The sequence below is a fragment of the Chelativorans alearensis genome (genome assembly GCF_010993735.1).
GTDB classification, from domain to species: domain Bacteria; phylum Pseudomonadota; class Alphaproteobacteria; order Rhizobiales; family Rhizobiaceae; genus Chelativorans; species Chelativorans alearense.
The window spans coordinates 1-20174 of record NZ_WQNI01000018.1 but is presented as its reverse complement, the minus strand read 5'-3'; the positions used below and the strand labels follow the sequence as shown (position 1 = coordinate 20174).

General features: G+C 67.5%; 22 protein-coding genes and 1 pseudogene. 9 read left to right on the top strand and 14 right to left on the bottom strand.

Features of this window, described 5'->3' with window-relative positions:
- Positions 1-8: 8 nt before the first annotated feature.
- Positions 9-482 carry an Lrp/AsnC family transcriptional regulator gene (locus GPJ75_RS23500; RefSeq protein WP_163271953.1) on the bottom strand — a complete coding sequence of 158 codons (474 nt, stop codon included), beginning with the start codon at positions 480-482 and terminating at the stop codon, positions 9-11.
- 146 nt (positions 483-628) lie between these two features.
- Between GPJ75_RS23500 and ald the strand changes: the two genes are divergently transcribed.
- Entirely contained in the window at positions 629-1744 is a 1116-nt protein-coding gene (ald, locus tag GPJ75_RS23495; protein ID WP_163271951.1) for an alanine dehydrogenase, read from the top strand.
- Between the two features lie 54 nt (positions 1745-1798).
- Here the strand turns inward: ald and GPJ75_RS23490 are convergent, their stop codons facing one another.
- The 12 genes from GPJ75_RS23490 to hemP all read right to left on the bottom strand — a co-directional run bounded on the left by GPJ75_RS23490 (position 1799) and on the right by hemP (position 13702).
- Positions 1799-2272 carry a DUF1203 domain-containing protein gene (locus GPJ75_RS23490; RefSeq protein ID WP_163271949.1) on the bottom strand — a complete coding sequence of 158 codons (474 nt, stop codon included), beginning with the start codon at positions 2270-2272 and terminating at the stop codon, positions 1799-1801.
- An 88-nt stretch (positions 2273-2360) separates the two neighbouring features.
- Complete coding sequence (locus tag GPJ75_RS23485) at positions 2361-2870, bottom strand: GNAT family N-acetyltransferase (RefSeq protein ID WP_163272071.1); 510 nt, start codon at positions 2868-2870, stop codon at positions 2361-2363.
- 59 nt (positions 2871-2929) lie between these two features.
- Positions 2930-3781, bottom strand: coding sequence for a 3-mercaptopyruvate sulfurtransferase (gene sseA / locus GPJ75_RS23480; RefSeq protein WP_163271947.1), 852 nt, complete (start codon positions 3779-3781; stop codon positions 2930-2932).
- A gap of 142 nt (positions 3782-3923) precedes the next feature.
- Positions 3924-4685: an alanyl-tRNA editing protein gene (locus GPJ75_RS23475; protein ID WP_343036364.1), complete on the bottom strand. Its 762-nt coding sequence runs from the start codon at positions 4683-4685 to the stop codon at positions 3924-3926.
- 239 nt (positions 4686-4924) lie between these two features.
- Positions 4925-5965 carry a cysteine synthase A gene (locus GPJ75_RS23470; protein WP_163271945.1) on the bottom strand — a complete coding sequence of 347 codons (1041 nt, stop codon included), beginning with the start codon at positions 5963-5965 and terminating at the stop codon, positions 4925-4927.
- Between the two features lie 151 nt (positions 5966-6116).
- Positions 6117-7340, bottom strand: coding sequence for an MFS transporter (locus GPJ75_RS23465; RefSeq protein ID WP_163271942.1), 1224 nt, complete (start codon positions 7338-7340; stop codon positions 6117-6119).
- Positions 7341-7522: 182 nt separating this feature from the next.
- Complete coding sequence (locus GPJ75_RS23460) at positions 7523-8863, bottom strand: DEAD/DEAH box helicase (protein ID WP_163271940.1); 1341 nt, start codon at positions 8861-8863, stop codon at positions 7523-7525.
- A 316-nt stretch (positions 8864-9179) separates the two neighbouring features.
- Entirely contained in the window at positions 9180-9971 is a 792-nt protein-coding gene (locus GPJ75_RS23455; protein WP_163271938.1) for a heme ABC transporter ATP-binding protein, read from the bottom strand.
- Positions 9972-10083: 112 nt separating this feature from the next.
- Positions 10084-11172 carry a FecCD family ABC transporter permease gene (locus GPJ75_RS23450; protein WP_163271936.1) on the bottom strand — a complete coding sequence of 363 codons (1089 nt, stop codon included), beginning with the start codon at positions 11170-11172 and terminating at the stop codon, positions 10084-10086.
- A gap of 142 nt (positions 11173-11314) precedes the next feature.
- Positions 11315-12208: a heme/hemin ABC transporter substrate-binding protein gene (locus GPJ75_RS23445; protein WP_163271934.1), complete on the bottom strand. Its 894-nt coding sequence runs from the start codon at positions 12206-12208 to the stop codon at positions 11315-11317.
- Between the two features lie 220 nt (positions 12209-12428).
- Positions 12429-13487, bottom strand: coding sequence for a hemin-degrading factor (locus GPJ75_RS23440; protein ID WP_163271932.1), 1059 nt, complete (start codon positions 13485-13487; stop codon positions 12429-12431).
- A gap of 11 nt (positions 13488-13498) precedes the next feature.
- Positions 13499-13702 (bottom strand): hemin uptake protein HemP, encoded by a 204-nt coding sequence (gene hemP / locus GPJ75_RS23435; protein WP_159585992.1) that lies wholly within the window; start codon positions 13700-13702, stop codon positions 13499-13501.
- A 283-nt stretch (positions 13703-13985) separates the two neighbouring features.
- On the opposite strand from hemP, the gene GPJ75_RS23430 reads away from it, so the two are divergent.
- The 8 genes from GPJ75_RS23430 to hmuQ are packed head-to-tail and all read left to right on the top strand — an operon-like array spanning position 13986 to position 19533.
- Entirely contained in the window at positions 13986-16097 is a 2112-nt protein-coding gene (locus GPJ75_RS23430) for a TonB-dependent hemoglobin/transferrin/lactoferrin family receptor (RefSeq protein ID WP_205602622.1), read from the top strand.
- Between the two features lie 29 nt (positions 16098-16126).
- Positions 16127-16525: a hypothetical protein gene (locus tag GPJ75_RS23425; protein ID WP_246249231.1), complete on the top strand. Its 399-nt coding sequence runs from the start codon at positions 16127-16129 to the stop codon at positions 16523-16525.
- A gap of 43 nt (positions 16526-16568) precedes the next feature.
- Entirely contained in the window at positions 16569-17270 is a 702-nt protein-coding gene (locus GPJ75_RS23420; protein ID WP_163271926.1) for a MotA/TolQ/ExbB proton channel family protein, read from the top strand.
- Positions 17260-17643 carry a biopolymer transporter ExbD gene (locus GPJ75_RS23415; RefSeq protein ID WP_163271924.1) on the top strand — a complete coding sequence of 128 codons (384 nt, stop codon included), beginning with the start codon at positions 17260-17262 and terminating at the stop codon, positions 17641-17643. Before GPJ75_RS23420 ends, GPJ75_RS23415 begins: the two co-directional genes overlap by 11 nt.
- Before the next feature lie 5 nt (positions 17644-17648).
- Positions 17649-18053 (top strand): ExbD/TolR family protein, encoded by a 405-nt coding sequence (locus tag GPJ75_RS23410; protein ID WP_163271922.1) that lies wholly within the window; start codon positions 17649-17651, stop codon positions 18051-18053.
- Entirely contained in the window at positions 18050-18961 is a 912-nt protein-coding gene (locus tag GPJ75_RS23405; RefSeq protein WP_163271920.1) for an energy transducer TonB, read from the top strand. Before GPJ75_RS23410 ends, GPJ75_RS23405 begins: the two co-directional genes overlap by 4 nt.
- Before the next feature lie 15 nt (positions 18962-18976).
- Positions 18977-19207, top strand: coding sequence for a hypothetical protein (locus tag GPJ75_RS23400; RefSeq protein WP_163271916.1), 231 nt, complete (start codon positions 18977-18979; stop codon positions 19205-19207).
- 11 nt (positions 19208-19218) lie between these two features.
- A complete protein-coding gene (hmuQ, locus tag GPJ75_RS23395; protein WP_163271918.1) occupies positions 19219-19533 on the top strand; it encodes a heme-degrading protein HmuQ in 315 nt (104 codons plus the stop codon).
- A gap of 161 nt (positions 19534-19694) precedes the next feature.
- On the opposite strand, the pseudogene GPJ75_RS23390 reads toward hmuQ, so the two are convergent.
- Positions 19695-20174: pseudogene (locus tag GPJ75_RS23390) on the bottom strand (bifunctional proline dehydrogenase/L-glutamate gamma-semialdehyde dehydrogenase); the annotation flags it as partial.

Here is a 20174-nt window from a genome sequence, read left to right as displayed (position 1 = left end):
CTCGAACATCAAGCCATTTCCGGCCGGATGCCGATCGCCGTGCGGTCGATCACCTCGCGCAGCGCGAAGGAGGAATTGATCTTGATGACGTGCGGCATCCCCGTCAGCCATTCCTTGTGGATGCGCTCGTAGTCCTCCAGGTCGCGTGCGGCGATCCTCAGGATGTAATCGTATTCACCCGACATCAGGTGGCAGGACAGGATGTTGGGGCAGCGCTTCACCGCCGCCTCGAACTCGGTCAGCGTCTTCTCGAACTGGCCGGTGAGCGAGATGTGCACGATCACCGTCATTCGATGTCCTAATGCGGCGTTGGAAAGCTGGGCGTGATAGCCTCGTATGACGCCCGTTTTCTCCAGATTGTCGAGCCGGCGCGAGCAGGCCGATTGCGAAAGCCCCACCTTTTCCGCAAGCGCTGCATTGGAAATGCGGCCGTCCTGCTGGAGCGTGTCGAGAATGGCAATATCAATCCTGTCGAGCGGCATCCTTCGTATTTTCTCCATCGATACCTATATTTTACGCAAGAAATAACGAAAGCGGGCCGACAAGGCAAACCACTTCGCAAGGACGTGCGGGGCTACTTGCGATACCTTTGCGTATCGAACCCGTCACATGCTGGAGATCGCTCGAAATGCGCGTCGGATGCCCCAAGGAAATCAAGAACCACGAGTACCGCGTGGGCCTCACCCCCGGCTCGGTGCGCGAATACGTGGCGCATGGCCATGACGTGCTGGTGGAGACGGGCGCCGGTGCTGGCATCGGCGCCGACGACAATGCTTACCGTGCAGCCGGCGCCGCGATCGCCAAGACCGCCGACGAGGTTTTTGCCAGGGCGGACATGATCGTGAAGGTCAAGGAGCCGCAGGCTTCCGAATGGGTGCAGCTGCGCGAGGACCAGATCCTATACACCTATCTGCATCTCGCCCCGGACCCGGAGCAGACCAAGGGGCTGGTCGCATCGGGCGTGAGCGCCATCGCTTATGAGACGGTGACGGACGAGCGCGGCGGCCTGCCGCTCCTGGCGCCGATGTCCGAGGTCGCCGGGCGGCTCGCCATCCAGGCCGGCGCTACCGCACTTCAGAAGGCGAATGGCGGGCGCGGCGTCCTCCTGGGCGGCGTGCCGGGCGTCCTGCCGGGCAAGGTCGCCATCATCGGCGGCGGCGTCGTCGGCCTCAACGCCGCCAAGATGGCGGTGGGACTGGGAGCCGACGTCACCATCATCGACCGCTCCATCCCGCGCCTGCGCCAGCTCGACGACATCTTTGCCGGGCGCGTGCATACACGCTATTCCACCGTCGAGGCGCTGGAAGAGGAATGCTTCTCCTCCGACGTGATCGTCGGCGCCGTGCTCATTCCGGGTGCCGCGGCACCCAAGCTCGTCACCCGCGAGATGCTGTCGGGCATGAAACCCGGCGCCGTGCTCGTCGACGTCGCCATCGACCAGGGCGGCTGCTTCGAGACCTCGCATCCGACCACCCATTCCGACCCCACCTACGCGGTGGACGGCATCATCCACTACTGCGTTGCCAACATGCCGGGAGCGGTCCCCGTCACCTCGGCCCACGCCCTCAACAACGCCACGCTCCATTACGGCCTGCAACTCGCCGACAGGGGCCTGAAGGCGCTCGCCGACGACCCCAACCTGCGGGGCGGCCTCAACGTCCACAAGGGCCGCATCACCAATCGCGCGGTGGCCGAGGCGCTGGGCTACGAGATGGCCGAGCCGAAGGCCGCGCTGGCCGCTTGAGCCTGCCGCCTTTCCTCCCGAAAAAACTGCCCGCCACCCCTGGCGGGCATTTTTTTATGCGCGTTCGATGCGGCACTGGTAGCAATTGTTTTTCGCCGAACGCAGGTGAAGGTAGGCGACCTCTGGCCGCTGCAGGAGTTCATGCGACCGCGTGCAGACGTGCTGCTTCGGCGTCACCGCGCCGGTGCCGTAGACGATGCGGTCGTCGGCGCCATACCCGCGCAGCAGGAATTCCGTGGAGGCGCGAAGCATTTCCGGCATCACGTCGCTCTCTTCCGCCTGCGGGCATTCATCCGCGCACAGGAAGACCGGTCCCGTCTCCGCGTAGGGCTGGAGGTCGGGGAATGGCCGGTAGGCGAGCACCAGGTAGGGCCGCCCTGCCGGCACATGGCGCAGGCAGTGGCGGCAGGGAACGCCGTCGCCGTCCGAGATGCGGCGCTCCGGCGGGTTGCCGTAGGCGTCGATGCCGCCACCTTGAAAAGCGCGCGCCTGCCGCGTCGGCATGGCGATGAAACGTATGAGGCCCATGGTTCTTCTCCAGCTTTCGAAGGAGAAGAAGACTAGCGATCGCCGGCCGCCCGGCCACCCGATTCACGAGCGGTCGAGAACGATGCGATCAGCGCAGAAGCACCGCCGCCCGCGCCTCGGGAGAGAGCACGGTGACGGTCTCCTCCCGTCGCCATACGGGGCTGAAGCCCATCTTCTGGTAGAGCCCGAGTGCGGCCGGGTGGTCGAGCGTGCAAGTCTCCACCGAGACCAGGCGCGGCCCATGCGACCAGGCGGTGCGAATGGCGGCACCCAGGAACCAGCGGCCGAGCCCGGTGCCGACGGCATGCGCCATCAGGCCGAAATGCACCAGCCGGCATTCCTCGCCCTGCAGAAGCCGCAATTCGAAGAAGCCCGCGGGACATCCCTCCATGTTGAGGACGTGGATGTCCGTCTGCGCGCTTTGAAGACGCTCGGCCAACGCCGTGTCGGAAAGGTTCAGCGCCGCCGTCCAGTGCCATTCGCGGCCCACGCGGTCGTATAGGTAGCGGTAGAAGTGAAGCGGCATGTCGTGGCAGCGCAGGAGCGCAAGCTGCCGCCCCGAGGGTATGGCCGGATAGGTGCGCGGCGGCGCCGCCATCTCCAGATGGATGACGGTGGCGCGCAGCGTGCGGCCGCCGCGCTGCTTGAGGACGGCGTTCACTCGGACCCCGCGACGACCGGCGTGTCGTCGCGCCCGCCCCACTCGCTCCACGAGCCGTCGTAGAGGCGGTTGTCGCGGTGGCCAAGCGATTCGAGCGCCAAGGTGATGACCGCCGCCGTCACGCCCGATCCGCAGGAGGTGACCACCGGCTTTTCAAGGTCGAGCCCCGCGTCCTCCAGTCTTTTGCGCAGGCGGCCCGGCGGCAGCAGGCTGCCGTCCTCGGAAAGCGATGTGGCCGGCACGTTGATCGCGCCCGGCATATGGCCGGAGCGCATGCCGGCGCGCGGCTCCGGCTCCGCGCCCGTAAAGCGCCCGGCGGGCCGCGCATCGGCGACCTGCGCGCTGCCTTCCTCGACGATCCGCCGCATGTCGGCGAGCCGGGCAACGCGGGTCCTGTCGAAATGCGGCAGGAAGGCGGTGGGCGCGATCTTCGTCGGCTCGCTCGTCACCGGGCGGCCTTCCGCGCGCCAGCGGTCGAACCCGCCGTCGAGCACGAACACCTCCTCCACACCCATCACCCGGAACAGCCACCACACGCGCGGAGCGGAGAAGAGACCCGAACCGTCGTAGACGACGATGGTATCGCGCTCGGAAATGCCCATGGAACTGGCGAAGCGCTCGAAGGTGAGCGGTTCCGGCAGGGCGTGCGGCAGGTCGGAGTCGGGATCGACCACCAGATCGTGATCGAAGAACACGGCGCGCGGGATGTGGGCCGCTTCGTATTCCGCGCGCGCGTTGCGCCCTTGCGCAGGCAGATACCAGGAACCATCGAGGATCGACAGTCCCGGCTCGTGGAGGCGTTCTTCCAGCCAGTCGGCGGAAACGATGAAAGGGCTCTTCTGGCTCATGTGGTTCTCCAGGGATATGGAGTGGCACCAGTGAGTAGGGAATAGTGAGTAGTGAATAGTGAACAAACAGCCATATGCGGATCCGACATGATTTAGAGCCAACGTGTCGGCAAACCTCTACTCGCTACTCACTAATCACTACTCACTTGCCTGGCAACGGCCCGAAGCGGATGCGGAAGCGGCGGTTCTCCCGCCCCTTCTTCTCGATCTTGCCGATGTGGATCTCGCCGATCTCGCCCGTGCGCCCCACATGCGTGCCGCCGCAGGGCTGGCTGTCGACTGAGGAGCCCTCGCCGATGCAGACGAGGCGGATGCGGCCGGTGCCGACCGGCGGGCGCACGTTCTTCGATTTCACCAGCGATGGGTTGGCGGCAAGTTCCTCCTCGTCGATCAAGCGCGTGAAGACGGGATGGTCGGCGGCGACCAGCGCCATCAGCTCTTCCGTCACCCCTTCCTTGGTGAAGCCCGCGTCCGGCAGGTCGAAATCGAGGCGCGAATCCTCCTCCCCCACCGAGGCGCCGGTGATGGGAAAGGGGCAAATGGCGCTCAAGAGATGGCAGGCGGTGTGCATGCGCATCAGCCGGTAGCGGCGGTCCCAATCAAGCTCGAGCTTCAGCGTTTCGCCCACCTCGGGCAGCGGCTCGCCCGCCGCCGGCACATGGATGATCTCGTCCTTGGTGAGGCCGGTCACGGTGGCCGCGACGGCGATCTTCGAGCCGTCGGAGCGCAAAAAGCGGCCCGTATCGCCTGGCTGGCCGCCGGAGGTGGCGTAGAAGACCGTGCGGTCGAGGATGACGCCGCCGCGGTCGTTTATGCCGAGAACGGCGGCCTGCGTCGAGGTGAGATAGGGCTGGTCGCGAAAAAGCGCTTCGGTGCGCGTCATCTGCTCCACGGCATCCTCCAATGAAACGGTCCGGCGAACCGTAATCCGGCGATAATCATATTGGAACCGGCGCGTTTTCGATTTCCGTTCAAGCCGTGGCGGAATGCCGGTGGACGCGCCCGTTTGTGGGGGCGAGGAGTGCCGGCCGTAGTGCCGGGCGCCTACTCCTCTCCCCTTCGAGGGGGAGAGGTGAGTCGGAAGGGCTGCCCAGATCTTCCAAACGCGTGTTTGAGGGGGTCACACCGCGCCCTCCATCCACCTTACTGCGCCGGCACCTCCTCGTACGGCACCGGGATCGCCACCTCCTTCTCCATCCAGTCCGGGACGGGGAGCCCCTTTTCGCGGAGGAAAACGGGGTTGAAGAGCTTGGACTGGTAGCGCGTGCCGTAGTCGGCGAGCACGGTGACGATCATGTGGCCGGGGCCCATCTCCTTTGCCAGGCGGATGGCGCCGGCGATGTTGATGCCGGTGGAGCCGCCCAGGCACAGGCCCTCCTCCTGAACGAGGTCGAAGACGATGGGCAGCGCCTCGGCGTCGGGGATCTGGTAGGAGAAGTCGGGGCGGAAGCCGGTGAGATTGGCGGTGACGCGGCCCTGGCCGATGCCTTCGGTGATGGAGCTTCCCTCGGCCTTCAATTCGCCGGTCGTATAGTAGCTGTAGAGCGCCGCGCCCATGGGATCGGCGAGCGCGATCTTGACGCCCGGCTTCTTCTCCCTGAGGCCGTCGGCGACGCCGGCGAGCGTGCCGCCGGTGCCGACGGCGGAGGCGAAGCCGTCGACCTTGCCTTCCGTCTGGCGCCAGATCTCCTGCGCGGTCGTCGCCCGGTGGCCGTCGCGGTTGGCGACATTGTCGAACTGGTTGGCCCAGATGGCGCCGTTGGGGTCGGTGCGGGCGAGCTGTTCGGCAAGGCGGCCGGAGACCTTCACGTAGTTGTTGGGGTTGCGGTAGGGCACCGCCGGCACCTCGATCAATTCGGCGCCGAGGACGCGCAGCGCGTCCTTCTTCTCCTGGCTCTGGGTCTCGGGGATGACGATCACCGTGCGGTAGCCGAGCGCCTTGGCGACCACGGTGAGGCCGATGCCGGTGTTGCCCGCCGTCCCCTCGACGATGACGCCGCCGGGCCGAAGCAGGCCCTTCTTCTCCGCGTCGCGGATGATGAAGAGCCCTGCCCTGTCCTTCACGGACTGGCCGGGATTCATGAACTCGGCCTTGCCGTAGATCTCGCACCCCGTTTCCTCGGAGGCGCGTTTGAGGCGGATGAGCGGCGTGTTGCCGATGGTTTCGATCACCGAAGGCTGCATGGGGGATTCCTCGTTTTTCCGGCCTCGTTTTGCCGGCGAAGCCTAAAAGCCGCCGTCAGCCTCGACAAGGCGTGTTTTTGCGCCGGCATACCCCCTGCTGGCATACGGTTCGGCGCGGGCGGCGGTGGGAAGACGATTTTCCCTCAAGGTTTCAGCGCTCCGCCGGCCGGGGGGACGGCCGAGAGATAGGCTCCGGCCGGGCGTCGCGCGAAAAAAGATAGACCAGAACACTCGCCAGAAGCACGCCGGCATAGAAGACGAACAGCGTGCGGTAGGCGACGGCCGGCTCCGCCGGCACGGTGGACGCGGTGACGACGGCGCCGGTGGCGAACTGCATCAGGCCCACGCCGCCGATGGAAAAGAAATTGAGCAGCGTGACGCCGCGCCCCGTCAGATGCGCGGGCATGAAGGCGCGGCCATGGGCCATGATCACGCCGTAGCTGCCGCCGGTGAGCCCGACCAAGACGAGGGCGACCGTCGCCGCGCCGACTCCGGCGAGCGGAAAGACGGCGAGCCAGGCGACGGCGGCGGCGCCGAGCGTATTGCCCGCCGCCGCCACCCATTTGCGCGTTCTGAAGATTGTGTCGAGCGGGCCGTAGATGAAGGTGCCGGCGGCCATGGCGAGCGCCATGAAAAGGGTGACCTGGCCGATGAGCAGCGCGTCGGCGCCATAGACGTCGGCGAGATACGGCCCCGCCCACAGGCCGCGGATGCCGGCGGCGGCGGCGTAGTTCAGCGCGGCGAGCGGGATGATCGGCCACAGGGCCCTGAGCCGGATGAGTTCGAGATAGCCGCCGAGGCCGGGGTTGCCGGCAGCACCTTCCTCGCGTACCGGGTCGCGCACGATCAGGAGGATCCCGCCGGCCACGAGGAGCGTGATGATGCCCAACCCCGCCATCACCTCGCGCCATCCGAAGGCCTCGGCCGCGGCCGCCAGGGGCGAAGCGCCGACGACGTTGCCCATCGTGCCGATGGCCATCATCCAGGAGGTGAGGACCGCCAGCCGGGCCGGCGAAAAGGATTTCGCGAAGATGAAGACGGAGGCCATGAGCACGGGCGCGCAGCCCATGCCGATCAGCGCCATGGCGGCGATCACCATCCAGGGCTGGGTTGCGAAGGCGAAGAGGAAGGCGCCGCCGCCTCCGCAAAGGCCAAGCAATATGCCGGCCGTCAGGCGCGGGCCGTAACGGTCGAGCGACACGCCGACGGCGAACTGCATCAGCGCGAAGAGGGCGAACCAGGCGCCAGAGGCGGCGGAGAGATCGGCCTTGGTAGCGCCAAGCTCCGCGGTCAGCGCGGGGGTGAGGACGGCAAGGAAGGAGCGGTAGAACTGCGAAAGGACGTAAGCCGCCGCCAGCGCGGCAATTCCTGCCATCGATGCTCCTCCTCCCGGCCCTTTTGCGCGCAGGCGTGCGAAGCGGTGCGCGGGCCGGCTCGAGGTCTATCGCAGGGGGAGTGGCCAGGCAATTGTGCCAGGATGGGCGGTGACGGGGGCCAGAATGCGGCGATGCGCCTGGCGGGAGGCCGGCGACCGTTGCGATCGCCGGCTCAGGTGCGTCAGGCGGCCTTCGAGCCGAAGCGGACGGCGCCGTTCTTGGGTCCGCCGCGGCGGTTGCGTTTGCGGCGTGGAGGCTTGGAACCCGGCCGCTCGCCGGCGCCGTTGCCCTTCGGCTTGAAGGCGCGCGGGCGGTCGTTGGCGGGCTCCTGACGGGCCGGCGCGGGATCGCGGTGCACGGGATCGGGCTCGCGCGTGACGTCCTGCGTCACGTCGAGGCGCATGCGGATGATGCGCTCCACCTGGCGGAGCTTGGAGGCCTCGGCGGGGTCGCAGAGCGTGATGGCTTCGCCCGTCGCGCCGTTTCGGCCGGTGCGGCCGATGCGGTGGACGTAGCTTTCCGCCTCGTCCGGCAGGTCGAAGTTCACGACGTGGCTGATGCCCGGCACGTCGATGCCGCGCGCGGCGATGTCGGTGGCGACGAGGATGCGCACCGAACCGCTGCGGAAGCCGTCGAGCGCGCGCTGACGGGCGTTCTGCGACTTGTTGCCGTGGATGACGGCGGCCTCGAAACCGTCGCGCGAAAGATCGCGCGTCACGCGGTCGGCGCCGTGCTTGGTGCGGGCGAAGACGATCACCTGGCGCATCTTATCGTCGGCCAGCATGTCGGAGAGCACCTTGCGCTTCTGCTTGGTGCGCGCCATCACCACGCTCTGGCGGATTTCGGCCGCCGTGGTGCCCTGGCGGGCGATCTCGACACGCACGGGCTCGCGCAGAAGGCTTGCCGAAAGCTTCTCGATCTCGCTCGGCATGGTGGCCGAGAAGAGCGCCGTCTGGCGCGCGGGGTGTGTCGCCTTGGCGATGCGGCGCACGTCGTTGATGAAGCCCATGTCGAGCATGCGGTCGGCCTCGTCGAGGACGAGCCAGGTGGTGTCGGAAAGCACGATCTCGCCCTCGCGCACGAGGTCGGTCAGGCGGCCGGGCGTGGCGATCAGGACGTCGACGCCGGGCGCCATGCGCTTTACCTGGCTGCGGCGCGAGACGCCGCCGAGCACGAGTGCGGTGGAGACATGCGCCCCCTTGGCGAGTTCGCGCACGACCTTCTCGATCTGCACCGCGAGTTCGCGCGTCGGCACCAGCACCAGGGCACGCGCCGTGCGCGGCCGGCGCTTGTTGCCGAGGCCGATGATCTTCGACAGGATGGGCAGCGAGAACGCCGCCGTCTTGCCGGAGCCGGTCTGGGCGACGCCCAGGATGTCGCGGCCTTCAAGGAAGGCGGGAATGGCTTTTTCCTGGATGGGCTTGGGCGTGGACATGCCGGCGGCAATGGCCGCGTCGAGCAGTGTGCCGGAGATCCCGAGCTGTGCGAAGCCAAGCGGCTTCGCGTTGTTGTCATTGGTCAATTCTTATCTCTTTCATAAGCGGCGCCGGGGTTCGGCGCGCGAATCGGATTGCGGCAGGGCGCAACCTGCCGAAATGGGTTCTGGATGGACGACAAGGCGGCGGAGACGTGCTCCGCGCGGCTGCGCTGTCGCGCCCGAAGCGTTGCCGCCCGGGGCTTTTCCCGCCTGCCGGTCCAAAGGGAACGTTAGGGAGAATGAGACGCAACCAGTCTCTTTGCGAGAAAGCCGGAGGGTCCGGCCCATGCGCCTATGGGGCCCATATGGCGCATGACGGGCGAAAGTGCAAACGAATAATTGTGCGGCGCAAAAAGGGCGCTCAGGCCAGTACGGCCTGCGGCAGGACGAACGGTGTCGCCCCTGCCGGCACAGCGCCGACCTTCAAGGGGCAGTCGAATACTTCGGACAGAAGCGCGTCCTGCATCACCGCGTCCGGCGCTCCCGCCGCCGCGCTCGTGCCGCGGCGCATGACGAGCACGTGGTCGGCGAAGGCGGCGGTCAGGTTCAAATCGTGCAGGACGGCGACCACCCCTCCCCCGCGCGCCGCGAACTCGCGGGCGATCTTCATGACGAGAAGCTGGTGCTTGATGTCGAGGCTGGAGATCGGCTCGTCGAGGATGAGGTAGCGGGGGCGGCCTTCGAGCACCGGCGCCCACACCTGGCATAGCACACGGGCAAGCTGCACGCGCTGCTGCTCGCCGCCGGAAAGCTCCTGGTAGAAGCGGCCAGCGAAGCCGGAGAGGTCCACCTTGGCGAGCGCGCGTTCCGGCAGGTGCTCGTCCTGGCCGGCGAGCGCGCCCGAGCGCCCGCCCATCAGCCCCAGCCGCACCACTTCGCGCACCGTATAGGGGAAGGAGAGCGCGACGGCCTGCGGCAGCACGGCGCGCAAGGCTGCCGCTTCCACCGGCTTCATCTGCGCCAGTTCGCGGCCGTTGAGGGTGATGCTGCCGCCATAGGGAAGATCGCCCGAGAGCGCCTTGACGAGCGTCGACTTGCCCGAGCCGTTGGGGCCGACGATGGCCGTCACGCGGCCAGGCTCGGCGGTGAAGCCGACGCTGGAAAGGATGCGCGTGCGGCCGAAGGAGACGGTGACGTTGCGGGCTTCGATCATGGTTTTTTCCGCTGGATCACGATGACGCTTCGCTGAATCGCCATCATGGTCCATCCTTTTGTTTTAGCATGATCTTTTCCGAAAACCGGTGTCCACTTTTCGGGATCATGCTCTAGAGGTCCAGGATGCCGCGGCGGCGCAGGAGCACCCACAGGAAGAAGGGAGCGCCGAAGACGGCGGTGACGATGCCGATGGGCAGCTCCGCCGGCGCGACGATGGTGCGGCTGACGGCATCGGCCAGGAGAAGCAGGCTGGCGCCGAGGAGTGCCGAGGCCGGCAGCAGGTAGCGGTGGTCGGGGCCGATGACGAGCCTGAGCAGGTGCGGCACGACGATGCCGACGAAGCCGATGCCGCCGGAAACGGCGACGGCCGCGCCCGTGGCCGCGGCGACGGCGAGGATGGCGGTGTTCTTCATGCGCTGGGCGGGGATGCCGAGATGGCGGGCCGAGGCCTCGCCGAGCGCCAGGGCGTTGAGGCCACGGGCGAGGAAGGGAACGGCGGCGAGCGCTGCAAGGATGATGGGACCGGCGGCCCAGATCTTGGTCCAGGTGGCGCCGCCGAGCGAACCCAGCCCCCAGAAGGTGAGATCGCGCAACTGCCGGTCGTCGGCGATGTAGACCAGGATGCCCGACAGGGCGCCGGAAAGCGCGCCGAGCGCGATGCCGGCCAAGAGCATAGTGGCAATCGACGTCTGGCCCTGGCGCGTGGCGATACGGTAGAGGGTTAGCGTGGTCACCAGGCCGCCGGCGAAAGCGGCGAGCGGCAGGGCGTAGATGCCGAACACGGCGACGACGGGGCCGAGCACCGTGCTTCCCAGAACGATGACGGTGATGGCGCCGAGCCCCGCGCCCGCCGAAACGCCGACAATGCCCGGATCGGCCAGGGGATTGCGGAACAGCCCTTGCATGAGAGCCCCGGAGACGGCGAGTGCGGCGCCGACGAGGATGCCGAGCGCGACGCGCGGCAGGCGGATTTCATAGACGATGAGCCGGTCGCGCGCCGATAGCGCCTCCTCGCTGGTATGGAACCAGCCTTTGATGACGCCGAGGACGGAGGCATCCGAGGCGCCGGTGGCGGTGCTGACCGCGGCGACCACGACAAGCATTGCGACAAGAAGCGCAATCGCCAGCCGCGCCCGCGCCGAGCGGTCGCCCACAGGGGCGCTGCTCAGGCCGCGCAGGGAGATCATCCCGGCTGGCATGGGTGAGGCCTGTTGGAGGGCAAGAAGGAGGAAACGGCCGGCGGGGGAGTTCGTCGACAAGCTCGGAAGCAAATTCTTGGATTTGGCGAAGCCAAGCCCTTGGAACTTGCAAGAGAGGGGGCCATCGGTGCGTGTCCTCGTCTCAGTTCGCCGCCGGCGGGCCGTAGAGGGCGGCGGCAAGGTCGCGGATGGCGCTGGCGGTGCGCGGGCCGAAGCCGAGGAGATAGCCGCCGTCCATGCGCACGACCGCCCTGTCGCGGGCAGCCGGCGTCGGCGCGATGGCCGGATGGCTGAAAAGCTCCTCGTCGGCGGCCCCGTGGTCGCCGCCGCGGTCCATCATCAGGATGACGTCGGGCCGTGCCTCGGCCACCGCTTCTTCCGAGACCTGCTTGTAGCCGGGGAACCCGTCGACGGCGTTGACGCCGCCGGCCATGGCGATGATGCCGTCGGCGGCGGTGCCCTTCCCCGACGCCATGATGCGCCCGCCCTGCATGCTGAGGATGAAGAGCACGCGCTTGGGCTCGGCGACGCCGTCCGTCAGGCGCTCGGCGGTCTCGATGTCCCGTTCCACCGTGGCGGCAAGCGCGTCCGCCTTCTCCCTCGCGCCGAGGGCGGCGCCGACGAAGCGGATCTTGCGCAGGATGCCTTGGCGGTCGAAGGTTTCGGGGACCACGACGAGCGGCACACTCGCCTTTTCCAGCACCTCCATGGCCTCGGGCGGGCCGCTGCCTTCCAGCGCCAGGATGGCGCTCGGCGTGACGGAAAGCACGCCCTCCGGCGAAATGGCGCGCATGTAGCCGACATCGGGCAGGTCTTGCGCCTCGGGCGGGAAGGTGCCGGTCGAATCACGCGCCACGAGGCGCTCTTCCTCGCCCAGCGCATAGACGATCTCCGTCAGCGAGCCGCCGATGGAGACGAGGCGCGAGGTGTCCTCGAAGGGCTGGGGGAGGTCTTCGGCGGCGTTGGTGGGGGCTGCCAGGAGAGCGGCGGCGATGAGGGCGCCGAGTAGGCGGAGGGGAACGGAATTTTTCAACATAGCCTTTATCCTAATGATCGCCTCTCGGAGGTACCGCGGAGCCCTTGTTCCCTCTTCCACGCGTTGCTCCACAACCGCGCGTCATCCCGGCCAAGGGAGCAGAGCGACCGCGAGCTGGGACCCATTCCGTGACTCTTCCATGTTCCGGAATGGGTCCCGGACAGCCTCCGCTTCGCTCTGGCTTCCGGGATGACGCGCGGCCATAAGGAGTCCCATAACGTCAAGCCGCCGTCGCCCGCGGCACGCGCGGCAGGTGCTCCATGAGGAAGCGCCATTCGCCGCGTTCGTCCTCGCCTTCCTGCCTTTTGCCGAAAAACTGGATGATGAGGCGGCCGTTGCCGTCGTAGGCTTCGAGCGAGGTGACGTGGCCGTCGCTGTTGGGCTTGCGCACCGACCACACCTCCATCACGTGGTCGAGCCTCAGATGCAGGTGGAAGGTCGGGTCCATGACGTTGAGCCAAGGGCCCATCGTCTTCACATTGGCGATCGGGCCGGAATGGATCTGGATGCAGCCGCGGCTGCCGACGAAGCACATGATGGGGATTTCCTGCTGCACGGCATGGCTCATCATCGCCGGCAGCGCCCCTTCGTCGAGCCGCCAGGCGTACTCCTCGCCGATCATGCGCACGGCCTGGCGGCGCGAAAGCTTCAGCGTGCGCAGGATGCCGGCGAACTGGTGCACGTCGGTCATGGCGCTCCAGCGCTCGCGCAGCGTCTGCGTCACCGTGTCGTCGCTCTCTTGCGGCGGCCCGCTTTCCTTGACGGGCCCCACCTGCACATCGGGGCTCTGGTCCGCCGAGGCCAGCGCCTCGATAAGGTTCTGGTAGGCGTAGAAATTCGAATCGGGCCGCAAGTGCACCTTGTGCGCAGCATCGCCCGCCTGGTCGAAGAACTGCAGGCAGTGGCGCACGTCGCTGCCGTCCCGCTTCTCCACCGCGAAGGCGTGCGCCCATTGCGAGGGGAAGATCCGCAGATCGATGTCCTTGCCGAGCACGATGGCGCTTTTGTCCGTTGCCTTCGCATTCTCGTAGACGCCGATCTTCTCGTGCACGGCGCTTTCGTTGCGCGTCAGCGCCATCACGTTGCCGACGGCCGGCATGCCGGCGAGAAAATCCGCCACGCGCGGGGCGATGCGCGTTGCACCGTGGCCGCAATGGGCGCCCACCAGCTCGGCTTCGGAAATGCCCAGGATCCGGGCAAGGTCGCGCTCGCGCATCTTCGGGTTCTCGGCGCGCTTGCGCCGGATGTCCTCGGGCTGAAGAACCGTCTTCACCGTCATGTCCGCCACCGTCACTTGTTGAGGATCAACTTGCCCTGCCGCGTGATCTTCAGGCGGTAGAACGATCCGGCATGCTCGATGGCGATCTCGCGGCGGCCGCAGAAAAGGTCGTCGCTGGTGACGGTGCGATCCGGGATTGCGCCGCTATTGCGAAAATCGACGCCCTGACGGACGGGCACGGGCTGAATCCTGTCGGCCGAAATGTCGCTTCTCATGGTCTGAACCCTCTCTCCTCGTCACGTGAAATCTTCGCCCGCCCGCCCCGCCGCAACGGCGGAATATTTCGCACGGAGCATTTGTTGACAGAAAGTATCATGTTTTATAGACACTGCAATACCGGACAAATCAAGTCAACAAATTAGCCCGCCGGGGGCAAGGCACGCCAGCAAGCCTGGATTTCAGGGCGAGCCAGCATCAGGCCGCGTGAACATCAGGGGTAAAGAGATGAAGGGGCTACTGGCTCGACACAGGACGGCGACGCTCGGCGGGGCGGCTGTCATGACCGTTCTTTCAATGCATGGTGCTGCGGCACAACAGGCCGCCGACAACGCGATCGGCGTCACCGCGCTGCAGCGGCTGGTGGTGGGTGCGGGCGTCGAGAAGGTGGCGATCGACACGCCGCAATCGGTGACCGTTGTCGACCAGCAAGACATCGACGAGGAGCAGCCCATGACCGTGGGCGAGATGCTGAAGCGCGTGCCGGGCGTCAACACCTCCGGTTCCGACCGCGTCTTCGGCCAGACGTTCAACATCCGCGGCATCGGCGCGCCCGAATCGGCCAACGAGGAGGGCCGCATCATCGTCACCGTCGACGGGGTGACGAAATATTACGAGCAATACCGCATGGGCGGCTTCTTCTCCGAGCCGGAGCTCTACAAGCGGGTGGAGGTGCTGCGCGGTCCCGCCTCCTCCACGCTCTACGGCTCGGGCGCGCTGGGCGGTGTCATCCGGTTCGAGACCAAGGACGCCTCCGACTTCATCGCCGACGGCCAGAACGGCGCCCTGCGCCTGAAGAGCAGCTACAACTCCAACAAGGATGGCTGGCTCGGCTCGGTCATCCTCGCCCAGCGCATGGGCGAGAACGCCGAGTTCCTGCTCACCGGCAACTACCGCCGCGCCGATCCCTATGTCACCGGTAACGGAACCACCATCCGCAGTTCCGATTTCGAGGCCTGGTCGGGCCTTGCCAAGGGCACGTTCAAGGTCGGCGACGAGGGAACGCTGCGGCTTTCCTACCAGCAGTGGGATTCGGACGCGGACGACCAGGACTATGCGCAGGTGGGCGGATCCGTCTCCGGCGGCACGGTGTCGGGTTTCGGCACGGTCGACCGCCACGTGATCGACAAGACGGCCGTCGTCTCTTATGAAAACCCGTTCTCGGACAACGATTGGCTCGACCTGAAGCTGTCGGCCTCCTTCTCCGACACGACAGTGGAGCAGAGGGATGCCTCCGGCGTTCCGCCCTTCCTCACCTGCGCCACCAGCGCTCTCTTCTGCGACACCGACTACGGCTACCAGACCTGGCAGTTCAACGCCGAGAACACCAGCGAATGGCACGGCGAGGGCTGGGAAAACTACCTCACCTATGGCTGGCAGACCGCCTATCAGATCCGCAGCGCCGAGGCGGTGGACCTCACGGGCACGCCGGTGGGCATCACCTTCCACCCCGAGGGCGAGGACCTGAAGTCGGGCGTGTTCGTCCAGAACGAGTTCGTCTGGAACGAGCGGCTGACCCTCATCCCCGGCATGCGCATCGACTGGCACCGGCTGTCGCCCGACGATTCGACCGACCTCGGCGAGGCGGAGGAAGACTTCGCCTTCTCGCCCAAGATCGCCGCGCACTACCGCTTCAACGACACTTTCGCCATCTTCGGCTCCATCGCGCACACCGAGCGCTTTCCGACGATCGACGAAGTGTTCTCGACCGCCGGCTCGCGCACGGCCTATCTGCCGAGCTATGACCTGAAGAAGGAGCGCTCGAACAATTTCGAAGCCGGCTTCGCCGTTTCCGGTTACGATCTGGCGCAGCCGGGCGACAGCCTGCAGATCAAGACGACCGGCTTCTACAACCGCGTCAACGACCTCATCGACACCAACCCGGCGCTCGACGGGCAGACGGGCTTCGTCCCGGTGCCGGGCTATGTGAACATCGAAAGCGCCGAAATCTACGGCTTCGAGGTCGAGGCAGCCTACGACGCCGACCACGTCTTCGCCGAAGCGGGCTACTCCTATGTGGTCGGCAAGGACCGGGACACGGACGACTATCTGACCACCATCGCCCCGCACGAACTGTCCCTGACGCTCGGCGGCAAATTACCCCAGCACGACCTGCGCTTCGGCTGGAGGGCGCGCATCGTGGCCGCGCCGCAGGACCGGGCACGGCGCTCGTCGGAGGCAAACTGGACCGACAGCTCGCGCCGCTTCGCCAAGTCCTTCGACGTTCACGACGTCTTCCTGACCTGGAAGCCGGACGACGGGAAGTTCGCCGGCTGGGAGGCGGGGCTCGGCGTCGATAACATCTTCGACAAGCAGTACAAGGAGTTCCTCCACAACGATCCCGCCAAGGGCCGGACCTTCAAGGTCTCGCTGGCCAAGCAGTTCGGGTGGTGATCATGGGGCGCGTTGCACGGACATCCTCGATGGCGCTTCTTTTGACGGCGGGCACCCTCACCGCCGGCGCCCAGGGCGGCGGCGAGCCGCCTTCCCTTTCCCTCGAGCTCAACGGGGCGGAGGCGACGGAGCGCGGCTGCCGGCTGACCTTCGTCGCCGCCAACCGGCTGGGCGAGGACATCGAGCGGGCCGCTTACGAGGTGGCGCTGTTCGGCACGGACGGGCTGGTCGAGCGCCTGACGGTGCTCGACTTCAAGGACCTGCCCGACGGCCAGACCAAGGTGCGCCAGTTCGACCTTCCCGACATCGACTGCGAAGGGCTCGGCCGCGTCCTTATCAACGGGGCGACGGCCTGCGAGGGCGGCGAGAACGCCTGTATGGACGCACTCAAGACCGAAACGCGCGGCAGCGTCGCCTTCGGCACCTGAACATTCAAGCAAGCAGACAAGCCAGCGAAAGGATAAGACAAAGATGCCCGCCGGACTGTTCGATACCATCGCCTCCTTCCTGACGCTGGGCGGCCCCGTGGTCGCCCTCTTGATCGTCCTGTCGGTCTTCGCGCTGGCGCTCATCCTCCTGAAGCTCGTGCAGTTCTGGCGCGAGCGCGTCGGCCGGCACGGGCGCGCCGAGCGCGCGCTCCACGCCTGGTTCCACGAGGGCTACGGCGAGGCGCGCGGCGCGCTCGAGGGCGACCGCTCGCCGGCCGGCACGGCGCTTGCCGCCTGCATGCGCCTTGCCGCCCTCAGGAACGTGCCGAAAGCCGAGATCGAGGACGACGTGGGCCGCATCGCGCTGACCCGTCTGCACGACCTGCAGCGCGGCTTCCGGGCGCTCGACGCCATCGCCCAGGTGGCGCCGTTGCTCGGCCTGTTCGGCACGGTGCTCGGCATGATCGAGGCCTTCCGCCAGCTCCAGGAGGCGGGCAACGCGGTCGACCCGTCGCTTTTGGCCGGCGGCATCTGGGTGGCGCTGCTCACCACGGCGACGGGCCTTGCCGTCGCCATGCCCGTCTCGCTGGTGCTCACCTGGTTCGAGACGCGGCTGGAAAACGAGCGCGTGGCGATCGAGACCATGACCGGTGCGGTGCTTTCGCACGGCGTTGAAAGCCGCGGGCGGGAGCGGGCGAGGGATGGAGCACTGGATGCGGTCGCGGGGGTCGGCCATGCGCATTGACCTTGCCGCCGCCCGCCGCCGCCCGCTGCCGCTGACGCAGCTGATCGACGTCATCTTCCTGCTGCTGCTCTTTTTCATGCTGTCCTCCACCTTCGTGCGCTTCGCCGAGGTGGAGGTGACCGGCGGGGCAGCCTCCGCCGGGACGGCCGCCGAGGCGCCGGACGTCCTGATCCGCCTCGACGGCGGCGACTGGCAGGTGAACGGTGTTTCGGCAGGCGCCGACGAGGCCGTGGCCGAGTTGAAACGTTTGCAGGAACGAGGCGCCGCGCGCGCCGTTCTCCTGGTGCGCGGCGAGGTGACCTCACAGGAGCTCGTCACGGCGATCGAGCGCATCCGGGGCGAGACGACCCTCAACCTTACCGTCGCGAGGTGAATGCCATGCTGCGTCTTTCCCGTCCCCTGCCCGCCCGCCGGCGCGAAAGCACGATCGCGCTGATCAACGTCGTGTTCCTGATGCTGATCTTCTTCCTGGTCGCCGGCACCCTGACGCCGCCGCTCGAGCGCGATGTCGACCTGATCTCGACGGCGGCGGCCGAACACGCCGAGCCCCCGGACGCGCTTTTCGTGACGCGCGATGGCGAATTGCGCGCCCACGGGCGGGCGACGGACGCGGCGAGCTATGTGGATGCGCTCAAGGCGGAGGATGCGGCGGAAGGCGCTCTCGAGGTGAAGATGGCGGCCGACCGCGAATTACCGGCGACCAGGCTGATCGAGATCGTCGGCGCCCTGCGGCAGGCCGGTGCCGGCAAGATCAGCATCGTCACGGAGCGGACGGCCGAATGAAGGGCAATGCGTGGAAATGGGGCCTGGCGCTCGGCCTTTCCGGCGTGATCCATGCCGGCGCGGCGGTCTTCATGCTGCCGCGCGAGCCGGAGGTGGAGATTGCCGGGGGCTCCAGCATCGAGATCGCCATGGCGGGCAACGCCTTCGCCGATCTTTCGGCGGCGGGAACGCCGGCCGAGACGGTGGAGCCCGTGACCGAGGCGCCGGTGGAGGCCGCACCGGTCGAGCCCACCGAGACGACGGCGGTCGAAGCGCCGGTCGTAACGGCGGTTCCTCCGGTCGAGACCGTAGTCCCGGCCGAGGCCGAGACGACGCCCGACGCGCAAACGCAGGAGGCCGAACCCTCCGAGCCGGAGGCGGCCGAGATCGAGCCCGCCGAGCCCGAGGAGACGGTGACGGCGATAGTGGACGTCCCGCGCCCGACGCCGCGCCCCGACTACGAGCCGCCGAAGGAGACGAGGCAGGCCGCGGTGCAGCCGCCGGTGCGGCGACAGGCGCAACGTTCCGCCGGCTCCGGCGGGCGCGACAGCCAGGACGCCAGGCGCGGCTCCTCAGAGGATGGGCAGAGCGCCAGGGCGAACAGCGGCCGGACGGCCGCCCGCGCAACGGCGATCGGCAACGCCGCCGTCTCGAACTATCCCGGCAAGATCGTCTCCAGGCTGCGGCGGGCGCTGCGCTATCCGCGTGCCGCGCAGCGCGAGCGGCTGCGCGGCGAGGTGGGCGTGGCCTTCACCGTCGCCGGCAACGGGGCGGTGAGCGGCATCCGCGTCGTGCGCAGCTCCGGCTCGCCGATCCTCGACCAGGCGGCCATTGAGAGCGTGCAGCGGGCCGCGCCCTTCCCGGCCATTCCCGACGGCGCCGGACGCTCGTCCTGGCCCTTCACGGTGCCGCTCGCCTTCACCCGCTAAGAACAAGGATCGACGATGCTTCCCTTCGAAAGGCTCCACCAACTGGCCGCTCCGCGTGGCGACGGGCTCAGGCCCGAACTGCTGGCGCTCCTGCGTCACCGCACCGCCATTGAAGCAAATCCCAAGATGGCCGAGATTGGCCGGCAGGCTGGGCCCAGCCCGATACCGGCGCTGGCCGGAGCGCTTTCCGGCAATGTGCTGCCGTTTCCCGTGCCGGAAGCCAAGGCAGGCGCAAAGAGCGAGTGAAAGGATCAGGCATGTTCATCGCGATGAACCGCTTCAAGGTGCTCGAAGCCTCCGAGGCGGCGTTCGAAGACGTATGGAAGAACCGGGATTCGAGCCTCAAGGAGATGCCCGGCTTCGTCGAGTTCCGCCTGCTGCGCGGGCCGAGCAATGCCGAGGAAGGCTACACGCTCTACGCCTCGCACACGATCTGGCGGAGCCACGAGGATTTCGTGGCGTGGACGAAGTCGGAGAATTTTCGCAATGCGCACAAGAACGCCGGCCAGAACAGGGGGCTGTATAAGGGTCCGCCGGTGTTTGAAGGGTTTACGGCGGTCGAGGGGGCATAGTGCGTGCCTTCGACAGGCTCAGGATGAGGGTGAAGGCAAGGCGACGCCGGCGCAAGCCCCAACGCCGACGTAAGGGCGCAAAACACAGCCCTCATCCTGAGTCTGTCGAAGGACGAGGGCGGGATGCCGCGCTTGGTTAGGCTGCGCCTGGAACCAAATTCTCACACAGCCGCCAGAAGGCTCGCGTTGCCGCCCGCTGCCGTGGTGTCGACGCAGACGGCCCGTTCGTGCACGTAGGCGGCGGGAAGGATGGTCTCCGTCGCCAGCGGCACGATCGGCCCTTCGCGACGGGCGAGCGCGCGTCTCAGCGTGGCAAGCCACGCCTTGTCGCCGGTGGCGGCGACGAGATCGACCGGCAGGTTTTCCAGGCTCTCCGGCGCCACCGCGCCGTCGATGACCGCAAGCGGCAGGTTTTCCTTCATGAGCGGCTGCAGGAGCGCGCTCGCACCCTCGCCGACCGCCAGGACCGCGTTGCCCGCAGCGAGCGCCTGCACCACCTGCGCGGCGAGCGCCTCACCCTCCGCGCCCAGGCAAAGGACGCGGCCGCGCGGGACGAGCTGCAGGGCGTTTGCCTCGCCGGTCGGCCCCGGCAGGTCGACGGGGCCGTGGTCGAGCGCGGCGGCGGCCGCGAGCGCGTCGGG